Raw genomic sequence first — 17,791 nt, 5'->3', positions numbered from 1 at the left:
TTACTTGACGTCGGTTCAACGGCAGGACCAGACTGAGCCACGTTATTGAACTCACGTACAACAGCTGCACGACAGCTCAACCTGCCGCTGATTCAAGGGAGATCGCGTCATGGCGGAGACGACGGCGGGGAGCGGACCGGCGACGGCGGCCCCGCTTCCCAAGGGGTTCCGGAGCGCCGAACAGGGCTGGCCCGAACTGCACCGCGTGCCGCATCCCCCGCACCGCGTCCCCCTGCTCGGTGACGTCCTCGGCGCCGACCGGCGCACCCCCGTCCAGGACTCCATGCGCTACGCACGGCAGCTGGGCCCGATCTTCCGGCGCAAGGCGTTCGGCAACGAGTTCGTGTTCGTGTGGGGTGGCGAGCTCGCGGCCGACATGGCGGACGAGTCGCGGTTCGCCAAGCACGTGGGCCTGGGCGTCGCCAATCTGCGCCCCGTCGTCGGGGACGCGCTGTTCACGGCGTACAACCACGAGCCCAACTGGCAGCTGGCGCACGACGTCCTGGCACCGGGCTTCAGCCGTGAGGCCATGGAGGGCTACCACCCGATGATGCTGGCGGTGGCGGACCGGCTCACCGACCACTGGGACCGCGAGCGGGCGGCGGGCCGGGCGGTGGACGTGCCGGGCGACATGACCAAGCTGACGCTGGAGACGATCGCGCGCACCGGTTTCGGGCACGACTTCGGATCCTTCGAGCGCTCCCGGCCGCACCCCTTCGTGTCCGCGATGGTGGGCACGCTGTCGTACGCCCAGCGGCTGAACACCGTGCCCGCGCCGCTGGCCCCGTACCTGCTGCGCAAGGCCTCGCGGCGCAACGAGGCCGACATGGCGTACCTCAACAGCACGGTCGACGAGCTGGTCCGGGCCCGGCGCGCCTCCGGCGGCCGCGGGGACGGGGACCTGCTGGACCGGATGCTGGAGACGGCCCACCCGAGGACCGGGGAGCGGCTGTCCGCCGAGAACGTACGGCGGCAGGTCATCACGTTCCTGGTGGCGGGCCACGAGACGACGTCGGGCGCGCTCTCCTTCGCCCTGCACTATCTCTCCCGGCACCCCGAGGTGGCCGCCCGCGCCAGGGCCGAGGTGGACGCCGTGTGGGGCGACACCGCTGCGCCCGGCTACGACCAGGTGGCCAAGCTGCGGTACGTGCGCCGGGTGCTGGACGAGGCGCTGCGGCTGTGGCCGACGGCTCCGGCCTTCGCCCGGGAGGCCCGCGAGGACACCCTGCTGGCCGGGGACCATCCGATGAAGCGCGGTGCCTGGGCGCTGGTCCTGACGATGATGCTGCACCGCGACCCCGAGGTGTGGGGCGCCGACGCGGAGCGGTTCGACCCGGACCGCTTCGACCCGAAGGCCGTACGGTCGCGTCCCCCGCACACCTTCAAGCCGTTCGGTACGGGCGCGCGGGCCTGCATCGGGCGGCAGTTCGCGCTGCACGAGGCGACGCTGGTGCTCGGCCTGCTGCTGCGCCGCTACGACCTGCGACCCGACCCGGACTACCGGCTGCGCGTCACCGAGCGGCTCACGCTGATGCCGCAGGGGCTGCGGCTGCATCTGGAGCGGCGCACGGCGAGCGCCGGGGCGGTGGCTGGGACGGCCGTCGACGCCGGGACGGCCGTGGACGAGGCGCCGTCAGAGCTGCGCTGTCCAGTGCACGGGGCGGGTGACTGACTCCGGCAGCCGGGTGCCCGTGCCGCCGCGGGCCGCGTTGACCTGGGGCTGGGTGAGGAAGAAGGCGCCGGTCAGGTCGGCGTCGGTGAGATCGGCGTCGCGCAGGTCGGCGCCGATCATGTCCGCGCCGCGCAGATCGGCCCCGGTGAGGTCGGCGGCGATGAGGTAGGCGCCGCGCAGGTTCGCGCCGCGCAGATCGGCGCCCCTGAGGCGGGCGCCCATCAGGTCGGCGCCGCGCCGTTCCTTCTTGCGACCGCGGACGCCCGCCCGCGCCAGCTCGCTGGTTTTCAGCAGCAGTACGTTGACCTCCTGCCGGTGCGCGGCCACGTCCAGCGCGGCCAGTTGCTCGGGCGCGAGGAGGGTGAGTTCCTCGGTCGCTTCGAGGGCGCGGCGCAGGTCGGTCGCGAGCGGACGGGCGGCCGGCAGGGTCAGCGCCTCGGTGAGGTACCAGAGCAGTTCGTGCAGCTGTCGTACGACGGGGAACACGTCGAACATGCGCCGGGCCTGCTCCGGTGGCCCGGTCCGCCAGTCCTGGCCACCGAAGGTGACCTGCGAGACCTTCTGCCCGGCGCCGAAGCAGTCGTAGACCGTGCAGCCGGTGAAGCCCTTGTCGCGCAGCCGGGCGTGGATGCCGCAGCGGTGGTCGGTCCGCAGGTTGGGGCAGGGCCGGCCGGCCTCCTTGTCGATCGCGAAATCGGCGGAGGCGGTGAAGGGCAGGGCGACGCAGCACAGCCCGAAGCAGTGCTCGCAGTCACCGCGCAGGCCGGTCCGGTCGGCTGTCTGATCCGGCATGACGCCCAGCGTATCCGGGCGGGGCGGGGCCGCCGTCCCGCCCGCTGTCGCGGCCGTTCTCCTCGATCCGCCGGATCTCCTCCCGCAGCTCGGCGATCCTCGCCCGCTTGGAGCCGATCCCGCGCTCGATGAGCCGCAGATGGGTCGGCGACCGCGGTACGGCCGCTTCGAACTCCGCCAACCGGCGCCGCTCGACGGCGAGTTCGGTCCGCAGCCGGGACGCGGGGTCCGCGGGCGGGGGCGGGTGGCTGTCGTTGAAGACGACGTTGTACTTGGGGCGTTCGGTGAAGACGGCCTCCCGCTCGGCGGCCTCGGCGTCCTCGGGGTAGTCGATCTGTATGCCGATCACGCTAGGACCCCACGGCTGCTCCCGCAGATGCGTGCGGACGCGCGTGAGCGGGGAGACCGAGATGCCGACGTACAGCAGGCCCTCCGGGCCGTGCAGCCGGTACAGCGCCGTCCGGCCCGCCGTGTACAGCGTGCCCTCCTCGTCGAACAGGCCCCGCAGGAACTGCGCGTCGACGTCACCCACGTCACCGCCCCCCTTCGCCCGCGCCCCTCTCCTCCTCCCCCAAAGGTCGCACGCGGGTCTGACATCGACGTCGGCGAGGCCCGGGCGCACCGATGAGATTCAGTACCGCTGCGCCTTCACCAGCTTCGGGGTCAGCACCGGCTCGGGCGGTTTGCGGCTGATGGCGATCGGTCGGGCCTTCTCGCCCGGGTCGAGGTTCTCCGCGCCGACGTAGCGGGTCTCCACGGTCTTGCCGGAGGAGTCGAGGAAGTCGACCTGGACGGCGTAGGACGCCTTCTTGGCGGTCTTGTTGGTGATGGTGACGACGACGGCGAGCAGGCCGCCGGTCTTGGAGCGCGGTTCGCCGGTCATGGCGACCTCGGACATGGCGTTGCCCTGGCCCTTGACGTTCTTCAGTGCATTCTCGGCGGCCTTGTCGGCCCGCTTGGTCTCAGCCGACACGGACGCCTCGAAGGAGGACGCGGCGGCGGAGGCGGACGAGGCCGCCGCGGAGGCGCGCGCGCGTGCGGACGCCGCGGCCGACGACAGGGCGGAGGGCGCCGTCCCGGAGAAGGACGCCGTGTCCGGGGGTGTGGGCCGTTCGGTGGACGGTGTGCTCGAACCGCCGCTGTCGTCGTCCGAGCCGCACGAGACCAAGCCGATCGTGCTCGCCGCGACCGCGGCCAGCGCGACGGCGACCGGCCGGGACGGGCCCGCTCGCCGCGCCCGGTGGGATGCCCCTGACCTCATCGTCGACGTCCTCTCGCGCGATCACGGAACACAGCGAGATGAACCTTATGTCCGAATACGGCGCGGGGCATGTCGTCGGGGAGCGTCGGGGAGCGGTCGCGCGCCGGTCCGTGGCCGGGAGGTCAGGCCTCGTCTCGGGTGAGGGCGAGCAGCCGGTCGAGGACCCTGGGCCCGCCGGCTCGCACCCCGTCGTGCTCGAACTCGTCGGTCACCCAGGTGCGCAGGCCGCGGATGCCGCGCGCCGTCCGCAGGGCGTGGGCGGTGTCGACGTACATGTCGTCGTGGTAGACGGCCGCCGCGACGGGCACCTCGTTGACGGCGAGGCGGGCGGGGTCGTAGAGGGGGCGCCAGTCGGTGCGGGCGGCGAGGAGTTCGGCGGTTTCGCGCAGGGGGCGCAGCGCCGGGTCGCACTCGAACATCCAGGGGTGGACGGACTCGCCCGTGAACAGCAGGGGGCCGTCGCCGGTGAGCGCCTTCGCGGCGTCGAACTGCGGGAACTCCGCGCGGACGCGTTCGGCCGACCAGGCCGTGGGGCGCTCGTCCTGTGCGTAGCAGGCCTCGTGGACGAGGGCGTAGAGCGGATGGCTCGCGTACGACAGCATGCCCTGGACGTCCTCCTGGAAGGCGTCGGAGAGCGCCGGGCCCTGCGGGGTGCGGACGAAGGCGTGCTCCAGGAGGAAGTGCAGCCGGTGGCTGCCCTCGCTGCCGCCGAGGACGGTGCCGAGGGACTGGAAGGCCTCGACGGTGAAGCGGTAGCCGTTCGGCAGGGTCACGTCGTGGGTGAGGAGGTGGTCGGCGATACGGCGGGCGCGCTCGACGTCCTGCGGGTAACGCGCGTAGTGCGCGGCGACCTTGCGTTCGATACGGGGATAGGCGGCGCGGTAGACGTCGTCGGCGTGCGCGTCGAGGGAGGGCAGACCGCCGGTGATCACGGCGGCGGCGAGGCCCTCGGGGGCGGTGGAGAGGTAGTTGACCGTGCAGAAGCCGCCGAAGCTCTGGCCGAGGGCGGTCCAGGGGGCGCCGCCGGTGACCTGGGCGCGGATCGCCTCGCAGTCGCGGACGATCGCGTCGGCGCGGAAGTGCGCGAGGTAGTCGGCCTGTTCGGCGGGGCCGCCGCGCAGCGGGAGCGTCTGGCGGTTGGCGGGCGTGGAGTGGCCGGTGCCGCGCTGGTCGAGGAGGAGCACGCGGTGGTCCTTCAGGGCGCGGCCGAGCCACGCCTGCTTCCCGACGAAACGATTCGCCCCGAAACCGGGCCCGCCCTGCAGATAGACCATCCACGGCAGGTTCTGCTGTGCCTTGTCGCTCGCGACGACTTCACGCGCGTAGAGCTCGATGGTCTCTCCGGCCGGGTCGTCGTGGTCGAGGGGCACGGTGAAGTACCGGTCGGTGAGGACGACTCCGGGCTGGCGGTAGGTGGCGGTCAACTGGTCTCCAGGGACGGACGGGTTTCGGGCCGCGTCCCACTTCATCACATGTTCGTCCGGTAACCGAGCCCTGGGATCATGAAATCCTACTGAACGACTGATCAGCGGACGGAGAGGCTGGAACGCCGTACGACCAGTTCCGGCTGGAGCACCACCCTGCGGTGCTCGTGCCGCTTGGTCCCGGCCTCCGCCTCGCTCTCCTCCAGCAGCAGTTCGGCGGCCAGGGCGCCCATGGTGACGGCCGGCTGGCGGACCGAGGTGAGCGGGACGGCCGCGGCGGCCGCGAACTCGATGTCGTCGTAGCCGACGATCGCGAGGTCGTCGGGGACGCCGACGCCGGCCGCGTACATGGCCTGCAGGACCCCGAGGGCCAGCAGGTCGTTGGCGCAGAAGACGGCGGTGGGCCGATCGGCGAGGCCGAGCAGCCGGGCTCCGGCGTCGCGGCCGGCGGCCACGTCGAGGCGCTCGGTGGGCAGTTCGCGCAGGCACTCGGGGTCGAGGCCCGCCTCGGCGAGCGCGTTCAGGGCGCCGGTGCGGCGGTCGCGCACCTGGTTGAGTCCGGGCGGCCCGCTGACGTACGCGATGCTGCGGTGCCCGGCGTCGGCGAGGTGCCGCACGGCCAGCGCGCCGCCCGCCACGTCGTCGACCGACACCGAGCACTCGGTGGTGCCCTCGGCGACCCGGTCGACGAGCACGAAGGGGATGTTGTGCCGCCGGAACGTCTCGATGTTGCGGCCGGAGGCGTCCGACGGCGTCAGCAGCACGCCCCGCACCCGCTGCTCGGCGAAGAGCGCCAGATACTCGGCCTCCTCGCCGGCGCTCTGGGCGCTGTTGCAGACCATCACGCCGAGCCCGGCGTCGCGCGCGGCGCGCTCGGCACCCCGTGCGACGTCCACGAAGAACGGGTTGCCCATGTCCAGCACGAGCAGCCCCATGATCCGGCTGCGGCCCGCCCGCAACTGCCGCGCGGACTCGCTGCGGACGTAGCCGAGCCGGTCTATCGCGGACTGCACCCGGGCCCGGGTCTCCGTGGCGACCGTGTCCGGACGGTTGATCACGTTCGACACCGTGCCGACGGAGACTCCGGCGGCGCGGGCGACGTCCTTGATACCCACCGACTGGGACATCAGGCAGGGACCTCCAGGGGAGAACAGGACGGCCTAAAGGCCATCACATTACCGTCAACATCCGGCGTATCGTGCCCGGTCACGCGGGCAGTCCGAAGTCGACGACGTGGAGTGCCGAGGGTGTCGTACCGCTCGACTTCTCCTGGTACATGAAGGACAGGACGCCGTCCGCCCTGACCCGCGGCTCGTCGATGACGACCTCGCCGAAGGCGTTCAGCCCGCCGCCGTCGTACAGCGGTGTCCAGTCCGTGTATCCGGACCTTTTCGAGGCGCCCGCGATCCGGCCGCGTGGGAAGACCGCGTAGGCGTTGTCGTGGCCGTCCAGGACCAGCTTGGTGCGTTGGCTCGAGTCGAGTGGGACCGGGATCTCGGTCTTGCGCCAGTCGCCCGAGGCGTCCTTGCGCAGGTGGAAGGCGCGGCCGTGGGCGGTGCGGTCGGCCACGTAGTCCGTGGTGCACGGGCCGAAGCGGTCGGGGACGTGGCTGATGATCGCGTGCGGGAGGCCCGCGGAGTCCGTCCACTGGCTCTCCTGGTTCATCAGCGCGTGGTCGGGGTCCAGGGCGTCGACGACCAGTCCGCCGTCGGTGACGGCCACCGTGTCCGACGTGCCGGTCCTGCCTACGACGGTGCCCGCGTCGTTGTGCCAGGTGCGGCCGCGGTCGGCCGAACGGACGTAACCCGTGTCGTGGTTGGTGATGCCGCCGCCCGCGCCTACGACGGCGGGGTTCTGCTCGCGCCAGGTGAACAGGGCGTGCAGGACGCCGTTCGCGTCGTAGTCGATGCCGTGCAGATACATGTTGCGGGCGGTCGAGGAGCCGTGCGCGCTGGTGTACGTCCCCGTGGAGCCGGTCCACTCCCCCAGTTCCGTCCAGCCCGAACCGTCGTACTCCGCAAGGGCGTTGCGGCCGTTCCCGGAAATCCCTGCGCGGTAGCTCAGCTGCAGCCGGCCCTCCGGGGTGGAGATGAACTGGGGGTAGGTGAACGCGGTCGTGAGCGGCAGGCCGTCGAGCGAGGTCTGCACGGGGCCGAAGACGGACGGGGTCCAGGGCGTGTTCGCCGGGTCGTCCAGGAGCCCGGCGACCGAGTTCATGTAGAAGAAGCCGTCGCTGTGGGCGTCCATGACGATGTGGAGCCGTCCGTCGGTCCCGGAGGCACCGAGACAGATGACGTTGTGCGAGTCGTCGCTCTTGAGCCGGTGCGGCAGCGTGAGCGTCGACCAGTGCGATGTGCCCGTCTCCCGGCGGGCGACGACGGCCTCGCGCGTGGCCGTGTACCAGGCGGCGTACTGGTGGCCGCCGTGGGTGAACAACCCGTTCTTCTGGAAGGAGTTGGTGTTGACCAGGCCGTCGTAGGAGACGAAGTAGAGGGCGGTGGCGTCGAGTCGGGTGCGGCCGAGGAGGGTGACCGCGGGGACGACGAGCCCGGTGTCGGCGGCAGTCATGCGAGGTGGAACACCTCCGTGAGAGGCTTCATGGCCTCGTCGGGGCGGGCGCCGTCCAGCGACTCGAAGAACGGCGCCATCTCCGCCTGCCAGCGGGCGTTGACCTCGGTGGCCTCCATGCCGGCCTGCGCGGCCGCGAAGTCCTCGGTCTCCAGATAGCCCACCAGCAGACCGTCGTCGCGCAGGAAGAGCGAGTAGTTGTGCCAGCCGGTGGCGGAGAGTGCCTCGCACATCTCCGGCCACACGGCTGCGTGCCGTTCGCGGTACTCGGCGAGCCTGTCCTCGCGGACCTTGAGGAGGAAACACACGCGCTGCATGAGGTACCCGCTCCCGAACGGTACGGAAATGCCTAGAAGTTGAACTGGTCGATGTTCTTCGCGTCGAACACGGTCGGCTTGCCGAGGGTGATCACGCCGTCCTTGCCGATGGTGTACTCGGTGGAGCCGGCCTTGAAGGTCTCGCCCTCCTTGCCGGTGATCTGCCCGGAGGACAGCGCGACGGCCGTGCGGGCGGCGAGGTCGCCGAGTTTGGCCGGGTCCCACAGCTCGAACGCCTCGACGGTGCCGTTCTTGACGTACTTGCGCATGTCGTTGGGGGTGCCGAGGCCGGTCAGCTTGACCTTGCCCTTGTACTTGGAGCCGGACAGGTACTGGGCGGCCGCCTTGATGCCGACGGTGGTCGGGGAGATGATCCCCTTCAGGTTCGGGTACTGCTGCAGCAGGCCCTGGGTCTGCTGGAAGGAGGCCTGGGCGTCGTCGTTGCCGTAGGCGATCTTGACCAGCTTGACGTTCTTGTACTTCGGGTCCTTGAGCTCGTCCCTCATGAACCCGATCCAGGTGTTCTGGTTCGTGGCCGTCTGGGCGGCGGACAGGATCGCGATCTGGCCCTTGTAGCCGATCTGCTTGGCGAGCAGCTGCACCTCGGTGCGGCCGAGGTCCTCGGCGGAGGCCTGCGAGACGAAGGCGTTGCGGCAGTCCGGCTTGGTGTCGGAGTCGTAGGTGACGACCTTGATGTTGTTCTTCATCGCCTGCTTCAGCGCGGTGCACAGGGCGCCCGGGTCCTGCGCGGAGACCGCCATCGCGTTCACCTGCTGCTGGGTGAGCGTGTTGACGTAACTCACCTGGCCCGCGGTGTCGGTGGCGCTGGAGGGGCCGACCTCCTTGTACTTGCTGCCCAGTTCACCGAGCGCCTTCTCACCGCCCTTGTCCGCCGAGGTGAAGTAGGGGTTGTTGACCTGCTTGGGCAGGAAGCCGACGGTCAGGCCCTTCTTGAGCGCGGCGTTCGGGTCGGCCTTGGCGGTCGAGGTGGCCGCCGCGTCGTCGCTGCCGGAGTTCTTCTTGGTGGTGCCGCCGCAGGCGGTCACGGCGAGCGCGAGAGAGGTGACGGCGGCCAGGGCCGCGCAGGTACGGCGGATGGATGACTTGCGCATGACGGAGGTCCTTTTCGAGCGGGGTTCAGGAGGTCGGAGTCGAGGCGGCTCTGCGCCCCGCACGTGCTATTGAGATCTGACGCGCGACCCGGGGGCCGAGCACGGAGATGACCAGCAGTACGCCGGTGACGACGATCTGCGACTGTGCCGAGACGTTGAGCAGGCTCATCACGTTCTGCAGTGCGCCGAGCAGGAACACGCCGGCGATGGCGCCGCCGAGCGTGCCCTTGCCGCCGTCGAAGTCGATGCCGCCGAGCAACACGGCTGCGACGACGGAGAGTTCGAGTCCGGTGGCGTTGTCGTAACGGGCGCTGGCGTAGTGCAGCGCCCAGAAGATGCCGGTGAGGGAGGCCATCAGACCGGTCACCGTGAACAGGATCAGCTTGTGCCGCTTGACGCGGATCCCGGCGAAGCGTGCCGCCTCCTCGTTGGCGCCGATGGCGAACAGGGAGCGGCCGAACGGGGTGGCGTGCAGGACGACGACGGCGATCGCGAGCAGCACCAGGAAGGGCAGGAAGGCTTGCGGGACGAAGGAGTTGCCGATGCGTCCGGACGCGAAGTCCAGGTACTGGCTGGGGAAGTCGGTCACCGCGTTCGAGCCGAGCACGATCTGTGCGATGCCCCGGTAGGCGGCGAGGGTGCCAATGGTGACGGCGAGGGAGGGCAGTCCGAGCCGGGTGACGAGCAGGCCGTTGACCAGCCCGCACACCACACCGAGCAGCAGGCACAGCGGGATGATCGTCTCGATCGCCATGCCGTCGTTCCACAGCTTGCCCATCACCGCGCCCGACAGACCGGCCGTCGAGGCGACGGACAGGTCGATCTCGCCGGCGACGACGAGCAGGGTCATCGGCAGGGCGATCAGCGCGATCGGCAGGGTGTTGCCGATCAGGAACGACAGGTTGAGCGAGTTGCCGAAGCCGTCGACGGTGCCGAACGACAGCAGGAGCAGAACGACCAGGAGCGCGCCGACAACCGTGTCCCAACGGACCGCGCGCGTCAGGGAGTCAGGCATGGCGGGCGTTCCTCTTCTTCAGGGCGGAGGCCACGCGCAGCGCGACGATCCGGTCGACCGCGATGGCGAGGATGAGCAGGATGCCGTTGATGGCGAGCACCCACACGGAGCTGACGCCGAGGGCGGGCAGCACGCTGTTGACGGAGGTCAGCAGCAGGGCGCCCAGCGCGGCTCCGTACACGCTGCCGGAGCCGCCGGTGAAGACGACGCCGCCGACCACGACCGCGCTGACGACGGTGAGTTCGTAGCCGTTGCCGGTGCCGGAGTCGACGTTGCCGAAGCGGGCCAGGTACAGGGCGCCCGCGAGGCCGGCGAGCGCGCCGCAGAAGGTGTACGCGGCCAGGATCCGCTTGCGCACCGGGATGCCGGCCAGCCGCGCGGCCTCCGGGTTGGAACCGAGCGCGTACAACTCCCGTCCGCTGCCGAAGTGTTTGAGGTAGTACGCCGTCGCCACCAGCACCCCGAGCGCGATCAGCGCCAGCCAGGGCACCGCCGACAGGCCGCCCGAGCCGAAGTCCACGAAGCCGCCGGGCAGGTCGGCCGCGGTGATCTGGCGGGAGCCGACCCAGATGGAGTCGATGCCGCGGATGATGTAGAGGGTGCCGAGGGTGACGACGAGTGCGGGTACTTGGCCGAGGCTGACGAGCAGGCCGTTGAGCAGGCCGAAGCCGATGCCCAGGAGCACCGCGAGGACGAGGGCGACGAACGAGTTGCCGCCGCCGTGCAGATAGTCGCCGGCGGCGAAGGCACAGATGCCGAGGGTGGAGCCGACCGACAGGTCGACGTTCCTCGTGATCACCACCAGGGACTGGCCGGTGGCGACCAGCACCAGGATCGTCGCGTTCAGGAGCAGGTCCTTGATGCCCTGCTCGGACAGGAACTCGCTGTTGCCCGCCTGGGTGATGGCGATCATCACCAGGAAGACGAGCAGGATGGCGAGTTCGCGCATCCTGAAGACGCGGTCGACGAGGCGGGTGCCGCTGGACTTGGGCACCTCGGCGACGGGGGTCTCGTTGGGAGTGGTCACCGTCATGCGGCGGCCCTCCCGGTTGCTGCGGCCATCACGGTTTCCTCGGTGGCTTCGGCGCGTGGGATCTCTGCGGTGAGCCGGCCCTCGTGCATCACGAGCACGCGGTCGGCCATGCCGAGGATCTCAGGCAGGTCGGAGGAGATCATCAGGACGGCCACGCCGTCCGCGGCCAACTCGCTGAGCAGCCGGTGCACTTCGGCCTTGGTGCCGACGTCGATGCCGCGGGTGGGCTCGTCGACGATCAGCACCCTGGGGCCGGTGGCGAGCCACTTGGCGAGCACGACCTTCTGCTGGTTGCCGCCGGAGAGCGTGGAGACGGTGTCGGCGATCCGGGCGTACTTGACCTGGAGTTTGACGGCCCAGTCGAGGGAGCGGCTGCGTTCGGCGCCGCGGTCCATCAGCCCGGCCCGCACCGTGGTGCGCAGTCCGGTCAGGCCGATGTTGCGCTCGATGGACATGCCCATCACCAGGCCCTGGGCGCGCCGGTCCTCGGGAACGAGGGCGACGCCGGCGGCCATGGCGGTGGAGGGGGCGCCGTTGGTGAGCTTCTTGCCGTGCACCTCGACCTCGCCGCCGTCCCAGCGGTCGATGCCGAAGACGGCGCGTGCGACCTCGGTGCGTCCGGCGCCGACGAGCCCGGCGAGTCCGACGATCTCTCCGTGGCGTACGTCGAAGGAGACGTCGGTGAAGACGCCCTCCCGGGTCAACCGCTTGACCCTCAGGGCCACTTCGCCGGGCTCGACGTCCTGCTTGGGGTACAGCTCGTCGAGGTCACGGCCGACCATGCGCCGTACGAGATCGTCCTCGGTCATGTTCGCGATCGGCTCGCTGGAGATCCAGGCGCCGTCGCGCAGGGTCGTCACCCGCTGGCAGATCTCGAAGATCTCCTCCAGCCGGTGCGAGATGAACAGCACCGCGGCGCCCTGTTCGCGCAGGGTGCGTACGACGCCGAAGAGCCGGGCCACCTCGCTGCCGGTGAGCGCGGCGGTCGGCTCGTCCATGATCAGGACGCGGGCCTCGAAGGAGAGCGCCTTGGCGATCTCGACGATCTGCTGGTCGGCGATGGACAGTCCGCGGGCCGGGCGGTCGGGGTCGAGCTCGACGCCGAGCCGCTCCATCAGGGCCAGGGTGGCGGCGTGGGTGGCCTTGTGGTCGATACGGCCGAGGGCGCGGCGCGGCTGGCGGCCCATGAAGATGTTCTCGGCGATCGAGAGGTCGGGGAAGAGCGTGGGTTCCTGGTAGATGACGGCGATGCCGGCGTCGCGGGCGTCGCCGGGTCCGTGGAAGACGACGGGCTCACCGTCGAGCAGCACCCGGCCGGCGTCCGGCCGGTGGACACCGGCGAGCGTCTTGATCAGGGTCGACTTGCCCGCGCCGTTCTCTCCGGCGAGCGCGTGCACCTCGCCGGGGAACAGCTCAAGGGAAACGTCCCGCAGGGCGCGCACCGCGCCGAAGGACTTCGAGATGTCCTCGAGCGCCAGCACCGGGGCCGGACCCGTGTCGGACGGGTGGGTCATGAGGGGCTCCTCGACGACGTCGACCGGTTGCTCGCGACGTCGTGAAAGGTTTCAACTTGGTTGCCGGGACGTTAGGCGCGCAGCCCGCGTTCCGTCAATGGGTGCGCCTCGAAAAAGTTCCGAGACCCCTTCGAGAGCCAAAGGTCACGGTCAGGCCACGAGCAACAAGGTGTGCGAGAGCGCTTGACACCCCTGCTGACGCGCCTAAGCTTCGCTTTCTGAATCGATTCACACGGATGCCGTTCCGGCCCGACGTCACAGGAGCCCTGAAGTGACCGAGCTCGCCGCGGTGAAGGCCGCACTCAAGACCCAGGCAGTCGAGACGCCGTCATGGGCGTACGGGAACTCGGGGACCCGGTTCAAGGTGTTCACGCAAGCGGGCGTGCCCCGCGATCCCCAGGAGAAGCTGGCGGACGCGGCCCAGGTGCACGCGTTCACCGGCGTGGCCCCGACGGTCGCCCTGCACATCCCGTGGGACAAGGTCGACGACTACGGCGCACTGGCGAAGTACGCCGAGGACCACGGCGTGAAGCTGGGAACGATCAACTCCAACACCTTCCAGGACGACGACTACAAGCTCGGCAGCATCTGCCACCCGGACGCGGCGGTCAGGCGCAAGGCGCTGGACCATCTCATGGAGTGCGTCGACATCATGGACGCCACCGGATCCAGCGATCTGAAGCTGTGGTTCGCCGACGGCACGAACTACCCCGGCCAGGACGACCTCCGCGGCCGCCAGGACCGGCTCGCCGAGGGACTGGCCCAGGTCTACGAGCGCCTCGGCGACGGCCAGCGCATGCTGCTGGAGTACAAGTTCTTCGAGCCCGCCTTCTACTCGACGGACGTGCCCGACTGGGGCACCGCCTACGCCCACTGCCTCAAGCTGGGCGACAAGGCGCAGGTCGTCGTCGACACCGGGCACCACGCGCCCGGCACCAACATCGAGTTCATCGTCACCACCCTGCTGCGGGAGGGCAAGCTCGGCGGCTTCGACTTCAACTCGCGGTTCTACGCCGACGACGACCTGATGGTGGGCGCGGCGGACCCCTTCCAGCTGTTCCGGATCATGTACGAGGTGATCCGCGGCGGTGGGTTCACCTCCGACATCGCCTTCATGCTCGACCAGTGCCACAACATCGAGGCCAAGATCCCCGCGATCATCCGGTCGGTGATGAATGTGCAGGAGGCGACGGCGAAGGCGCTGCTCGTGGACCGGGACGCGCTGGGTGCCGCTCAGCGTGACGGTGACGTGCTGGAGGCGAACGCGGTGCTGATGGACGCGTACAACACGGACGTACGGCCGCTGCTCGCCGAGGTGCGCCAGGAGATGGGGGTCGATCCGGACCCGATGCGGGCGTACCGGCGCTCCGGCTGGCAGGAGCGGATTGTTGCCGAGCGTGTGGGTGGCACTCAGGCCGGCTGGGGGGCGTGAGGCTGCGCCGCTTGTGCCGGGTTCGGTTGTTCGCAGGCTGCGGGTGGTTCGTGGCTTGTCGCGCAGTTCCCCGCGCCCCTTTGGGGCGCTTTACATCCGTATCGTTTTGAAGGACTGAATGGACATGGCATCGCATCCCGAAGCCGCTGCTCTGCTGGCCCGGTCCCATCGGTTGGGCGCTGATCCGCGCAACACCAACTACGCCGGGGGGAACGCCTCGGCGAAGGGCACCGCGACCGATCCCGTGACCGGTGGTGACGTGGAGCTGATGTGGGTCAAGGGGTCCGGTGGCGACCTGGGCACGCTCACCGAGGGCGGTCTCGCCGTGCTGCGGCTCGACCGGCTGCGGGCGCTCCAGGGCGTCTATCCGGGCGTCGAGCGCGAGGACGAGATGGTCGCCGCCTTCGACTACTGCCTGCACGGCAAGGGCGGTGCGGCGCCGTCCATCGACACGGCCATGCACGGGCTCGTCGAGGCCCCGCACGTCGACCATCTGCACCCCGACTCCGGGATCGCGCTGGCCTGCGCCGCCGACGGGGAGAAGCTGACCGCCGAGTGCTTCGGCGACTCGGTGGTGTGGGTGCCGTGGCGGCGCCCCGGGTTCCAGCTCGGCCTGGACATCGCGGCGGTCAAGGAGGCCAACCCGCAGGCCGTCGGCTGCATCCTGGGCGGGCACGGGATCACGGCGTGGGGCGACACCTCCGAGGAGTGCGAGCGCAACTCGCTGCACATCATCCGCACCGCCGAGGCGTTCCTCGCCGAGCGGGGGAAGGCCGAGCCCTTCGGGCCGGTGATCGAGGGCTACGAGCAGCTGCCCGAGGCCGAACGGCGGGAGCGGGCCGCGGCGTTGGCGCCGTACGTCCGTGCCGTCGCCTCCCAGGACAAGCCGCAGGTGGGGCACTTCACCGACGCGGACGTGGTGCTGGAGTTCCTGGCCCGCGCCGAGCACCCGCGCCTCGCCGCCCTTGGCACCTCCTGCCCGGACCACTTCCTGCGCACCAAGGTCCGCCCGCTGGTGCTGGACCTGCCGCCCACCGCCCCGCTGGAGGAGGCGATCGCACGGCTCAAGGAGCTGCACGCCGGCTACCGCGAGGAGTACGCCGCCTACTACGAGCGGCACGCGGCCCCCGACTCCCCCGCGATGCGCGGCGCCGACCCGGCGATCGTGCTCGTGCCGGGCGTCGGCATGTTCTCCTTCGGCAAGGACAAGCAGACCGCGCGCGTGGCGGGCGAGTTCTACGTCAACGCCATCAACGTGATGCGCGGCGCCGAGGCCGTGTCGACCTACGCGCCCATCGAGGAGTCGGAGAAGTTCCGCATCGAGTACTGGGCGCTGGAGGAGGCCAAGCTGCAGCGCATGCCCAAGCCCAAGGCGCTGGCCACCCGGGTGGCACTGGTGACCGGCGCGGGCAGCGGGATCGGCAAGGCGATCGCGCAGCGGCTGGTCGGTGAGGGCGCCTGCGTCGTCGTCGCCGACCTGAACGCCGACAACGCGGCAGCCGTCGCCGAGGAGTTGGGCGGCCCGGACAAGGCCGTCGCCGTGACCGTCGACGTCACGTCCGAGGAGCAGATCGCCGAGGCCTTCAAGGCCGCCGTGCTCGCCTTCGGCGGGGTCGACCTGGTGGTGAACAACGCCGGTATCTCCATCTCCAAGCCGCTGCTGGAGACGTCGGCGCGCGACTGGGACCTGCAGCACGACATCATGGCGCGCGGCTCCTTCCTGGTCTCGCGCGAGGCGGCCCGGGTGATGACCGCGCAGGACCTCGGCGGCGACATCGTCTACATCGCCTCCAAGAACGCCGTCTTCGCCGGCCCCAACAACATCGCCTACTCCGCGACCAAGGCCGACCAGGCCCATCAAGTACGGCTGCTGGCAGCCGAGTTGGGCGAGCACGGCATCCGCGTCAACGGCGTCAACCCGGACGGCGTGGTGCGCGGCTCGGGGATCTTCGCCGGCGGCTGGGGCGCGCAGCGTGCGGCCGTCTACGGGGTGCCGGAGGAGAAGCTGGGCGAGTTCTACGCCCAGCGCACCATCCTCAAGCGCGAGGTGCTGCCCGAGCACGTCGCCAACGCCGTGTTCGCGCTGACCGGCGGGGAGTTGACGCACACCACCGGGCTGCACGTCCCGGTCGACGCCGGCGTCGCGGCCGCCTTCCTGCGATGAGCGCGCAGCTCCAGTCGTACGCCGCGGTCGACCTCGGCGCGTCCAGCGGGCGCGTCATGGTCGGCCGCGTCGGCCCCGACAGCCTGGAACTCACCGAGGCACACCGGTTCGTGAACCGGCCGGTGCGGGTGCCGGAGGGGCTGCGCTGGGACATCCTCGCGCTGTACGGCGGCGTCCTGGACGGGCTGCGGGCCGCGGGCCGGGTGGACTCGGTCGGCATCGACAGCTGGGCCGTGGACTACGGACTGCTCGACGCTGACGGGGCGTTGCTGGGCAATCCCGTGCACTACCGGGACGCGCGCACCGAGGGCGTCGCGGAGAAGGTGTGGGCGACACTGCCCGCCGAGCGGCTGTATGCGGCGACCGGGCTGCAGTACGCGCCCTTCAACACGCTCTACCAGCTGGTGGCGGCGCGCGAGTCGGCTCAACTGGCAGCGGCGGAGCGGTTGTTGCTGATCCCGGATCTGCTGTCGTACTGGCTGACCGGCGAGCAGGGCACCGAGCTGACCAACGCCTCCACCACCCAGCTGATCGATCCCCGCACCCGGGACTGGTCGTACGACGTCGCCTCGCGGCTGGGAGTCGACCTCGGCCTGTTCGCGCCCCTGCGGCAGCCGGGCGATCCGGCGGGTCTGCTGCGGCCCGGGGTGCTGGAGGAGACCGGTCTGCGCGGCCCGGTGCCGGTGACGACCGTCGGCTCGCACGACACGGCGTCCGCGGTGGCCGCCGTACCGGCCGACGGCGAGCGGTTCGCGTACATCTGCACGGGGACCTGGTCGCTGGCCGGTCTGGAGCTGGGCGCGCCGGTGCTGAGCGAGGCGAGCCGGGCCGCGAACTTCACCAACGAGCTGGGTCTGGACGGCACGGTCCGCTATCTGCGCAACATCATGGGGCTGTGGCTGCTCCAGGAGTGCGTACGGGCCTGGGGCGAGCCGGAGTTGGGCGGGCTGCTGTCGGCGGCGGCCGAGGTGCCGGCGCTGCGGTCGGTGGTGGACGCGGGCGACGCGGCGTTCCTCGCGCCGGGCCGGATGCCGGAGCGGATCGCCGAGGCGTGCCGTGCCTCGGGGCAGCCGGTGCCCGCCTCGCCCGCCGAGACCACCCGCTGCATCCTCGACTCCCTCGCCCTCGCACACCGCAAGGCCATCGAGGACGCCCAGCGGCTGGCCGACCATCCGGTGGACGTCGTGCACATCGTGGGCGGCGGCACCCGCAACGCCCTGCTGTGCCAGCTGACCGCCGACGCCTGCGGGCTGCCGGTGGTGGCCGGTCCGACGGAGGCGGCGGCACTGGGGAACGTCCTGGCGCAGGCCCGGGCCCACGGGCTCGTCGGCGACCTCGCGGGCATGCGGCGCCTGCTCACCCGCACCCAGCAGCTCACCCGGTACGAGCCGCGCGGCGACACCGCGCGCTGGACCGAGGCGCAGACCCGGCTCGCCGGACGGTGAGCGGGGTCTCCCCCGGACCCTTGCGCCCGGACTACGCTTCAC

General features: G+C 70.8%; 15 protein-coding genes. 4 read left to right on the top strand and 11 right to left on the bottom strand.

The genetic code is table 11. The annotated features are described in order from the left end of the window. The first annotated feature begins 109 nt into the window (after window positions 1–109). Window positions 110–1,672: a cytochrome P450 gene (locus JYK17_RS04410; RefSeq protein WP_222809796.1), complete on the top strand. Its 1,563-nt coding sequence runs from the start codon at window positions 110–112 to the stop codon at window positions 1,670–1,672. Here JYK17_RS04410 and JYK17_RS04405 read toward each other — a convergent pair. From JYK17_RS04405 to JYK17_RS04355, 11 genes are all read right to left on the bottom strand, one after another. Continuing rightward, complete coding sequence (locus tag JYK17_RS04405) at window positions 1,634–2,464, bottom strand: pentapeptide repeat-containing protein (protein WP_222809795.1); 831 nt, start codon at window positions 2,462–2,464, stop codon at window positions 1,634–1,636. The two genes, JYK17_RS04410 and JYK17_RS04405, sit on opposite strands and share 39 nt — an antisense overlap. Then, on the bottom strand, window positions 2,424–2,996 hold the full coding sequence (locus JYK17_RS04400) for a GIY-YIG nuclease family protein (protein ID WP_222809794.1): 573 nt from the start codon (window positions 2,994–2,996) through the stop codon (window positions 2,424–2,426). The genes JYK17_RS04405 and JYK17_RS04400 overlap by 41 nt, the downstream gene beginning before the upstream one ends. 99 nt (window positions 2,997–3,095) lie before the next feature. After that, window positions 3,096–3,725: an FxLYD domain-containing protein gene (locus JYK17_RS04395; RefSeq protein ID WP_108012472.1), complete on the bottom strand. Its 630-nt coding sequence runs from the start codon at window positions 3,723–3,725 to the stop codon at window positions 3,096–3,098. A gap of 122 nt (window positions 3,726–3,847) precedes the next feature. Then, on the bottom strand, window positions 3,848–5,149 hold the full coding sequence (locus tag JYK17_RS04390) for an alpha/beta fold hydrolase (RefSeq protein WP_108012471.1): 1,302 nt from the start codon (window positions 5,147–5,149) through the stop codon (window positions 3,848–3,850). A 101-nt stretch (window positions 5,150–5,250) separates the two neighbouring features. Continuing rightward, complete coding sequence (locus tag JYK17_RS04385) at window positions 5,251–6,276, bottom strand: LacI family DNA-binding transcriptional regulator (RefSeq protein ID WP_108012470.1); 1,026 nt, start codon at window positions 6,274–6,276, stop codon at window positions 5,251–5,253. 79 nt (window positions 6,277–6,355) lie between these two features. Next, a complete protein-coding gene (locus JYK17_RS04380) occupies window positions 6,356–7,717 on the bottom strand; it encodes a BNR repeat-containing protein (protein ID WP_222809793.1) in 1,362 nt (453 codons plus the stop codon). Continuing rightward, window positions 7,714–8,034, bottom strand: coding sequence for an L-rhamnose mutarotase (locus JYK17_RS04375; protein WP_108012468.1), 321 nt, complete (start codon window positions 8,032–8,034; stop codon window positions 7,714–7,716). The genes JYK17_RS04380 and JYK17_RS04375 overlap by 4 nt, the downstream gene beginning before the upstream one ends. Window positions 8,035–8,066: 32 nt before the next feature. After that, entirely contained in the window at window positions 8,067–9,146 is a 1,080-nt protein-coding gene (gene rhaS, locus JYK17_RS04370; RefSeq protein WP_108012467.1) for a rhamnose ABC transporter substrate-binding protein, read from the bottom strand. A 25-nt stretch (window positions 9,147–9,171) separates the two neighbouring features. Then, entirely contained in the window at window positions 9,172–10,161 is a 990-nt protein-coding gene (locus tag JYK17_RS04365; protein ID WP_108012466.1) for an ABC transporter permease, read from the bottom strand. After that, a complete protein-coding gene (locus JYK17_RS04360) occupies window positions 10,154–11,194 on the bottom strand; it encodes an ABC transporter permease (RefSeq protein WP_108012465.1) in 1,041 nt (346 codons plus the stop codon). Before JYK17_RS04360 ends, JYK17_RS04365 begins: the two co-directional genes overlap by 8 nt. Next, complete coding sequence (locus JYK17_RS04355) at window positions 11,191–12,708, bottom strand: sugar ABC transporter ATP-binding protein (RefSeq protein ID WP_108012464.1); 1,518 nt, start codon at window positions 12,706–12,708, stop codon at window positions 11,191–11,193. Before JYK17_RS04355 ends, JYK17_RS04360 begins: the two co-directional genes overlap by 4 nt. Before the next feature lie 271 nt (window positions 12,709–12,979). Between JYK17_RS04355 and rhaI the strand changes: the two genes are divergently transcribed. The 3 genes from rhaI (at window position 12,980) to JYK17_RS04340 (ending at window position 17,749) form a co-directional block, all read left to right on the top strand. Continuing rightward, window positions 12,980–14,140, top strand: coding sequence for an L-rhamnose isomerase (rhaI, locus tag JYK17_RS04350; protein ID WP_128801118.1), 1,161 nt, complete (start codon window positions 12,980–12,982; stop codon window positions 14,138–14,140). 124 nt (window positions 14,141–14,264) lie between these two features. Then, window positions 14,265–16,304, top strand: coding sequence for a bifunctional aldolase/short-chain dehydrogenase (locus tag JYK17_RS04345; RefSeq protein WP_108012526.1), 2,040 nt, complete (start codon window positions 14,265–14,267; stop codon window positions 16,302–16,304). Continuing rightward, window positions 16,301–17,749: a rhamnulokinase gene (locus tag JYK17_RS04340; protein ID WP_222809792.1), complete on the top strand. Its 1,449-nt coding sequence runs from the start codon at window positions 16,301–16,303 to the stop codon at window positions 17,747–17,749. The genes JYK17_RS04345 and JYK17_RS04340 overlap by 4 nt, the downstream gene beginning before the upstream one ends. Window positions 17,750–17,791 lie beyond the last annotated feature (42 nt).

Origin of the sequence: Streptomyces plumbidurans, assembly GCF_019857225.1 — a bacterium.
In the GTDB taxonomy this organism is placed as follows: domain Bacteria; phylum Actinomycetota; class Actinomycetes; order Streptomycetales; family Streptomycetaceae; genus Streptomyces; species Streptomyces plumbidurans.
Note: the sequence above shows the minus strand (reverse complement) of the source record. Positions and strands in the feature narration are given on the sequence as shown.

Bases quoted from the DNA above. Each gene is read 5' to 3' on its own strand.
- JYK17_RS04385 (WP_108012470.1), bottom strand. From the start codon at position 6,276: ATGTCCCAGTCGGTGGGTATCAAGGACGTCGCCCGCGCCGCCGGAGTC.
- JYK17_RS04410 (WP_222809796.1), top strand. From the start codon at position 110: ATGGCGGAGACGACGGCGGGGAGCGGACCGGCGACGGCGGCCCCGCTT.
- JYK17_RS04340 (WP_222809792.1), top strand. From the start codon at position 16,301: ATGAGCGCGCAGCTCCAGTCGTACGCCGCGGTCGACCTCGGCGCGTCC.
- JYK17_RS04395 (WP_108012472.1), bottom strand. From the start codon at position 3,725: ATGAGGTCAGGGGCATCCCACCGGGCGCGGCGAGCGGGCCCGTCCCGG.
- JYK17_RS04380 (WP_222809793.1), bottom strand. From the start codon at position 7,717: ATGACTGCCGCCGACACCGGGCTCGTCGTCCCCGCGGTCACCCTCCTC.
- JYK17_RS04405 (WP_222809795.1), bottom strand. From the start codon at position 2,464: ATGCCGGATCAGACAGCCGACCGGACCGGCCTGCGCGGTGACTGCGAG.
- JYK17_RS04345 (WP_108012526.1), top strand. From the start codon at position 14,265: ATGGCATCGCATCCCGAAGCCGCTGCTCTGCTGGCCCGGTCCCATCGG.
- JYK17_RS04360 (WP_108012465.1), bottom strand. From the start codon at position 11,194: ATGACGGTGACCACTCCCAACGAGACCCCCGTCGCCGAGGTGCCCAAG.
- JYK17_RS04365 (WP_108012466.1), bottom strand. From the start codon at position 10,161: ATGCCTGACTCCCTGACGCGCGCGGTCCGTTGGGACACGGTTGTCGGC.
- rhaS (WP_108012467.1), bottom strand. From the start codon at position 9,146: ATGCGCAAGTCATCCATCCGCCGTACCTGCGCGGCCCTGGCCGCCGTC.
- JYK17_RS04355 (WP_108012464.1), bottom strand. From the start codon at position 12,708: ATGACCCACCCGTCCGACACGGGTCCGGCCCCGGTGCTGGCGCTCGAG.
- JYK17_RS04375 (WP_108012468.1), bottom strand. From the start codon at position 8,034: ATGCAGCGCGTGTGTTTCCTCCTCAAGGTCCGCGAGGACAGGCTCGCC.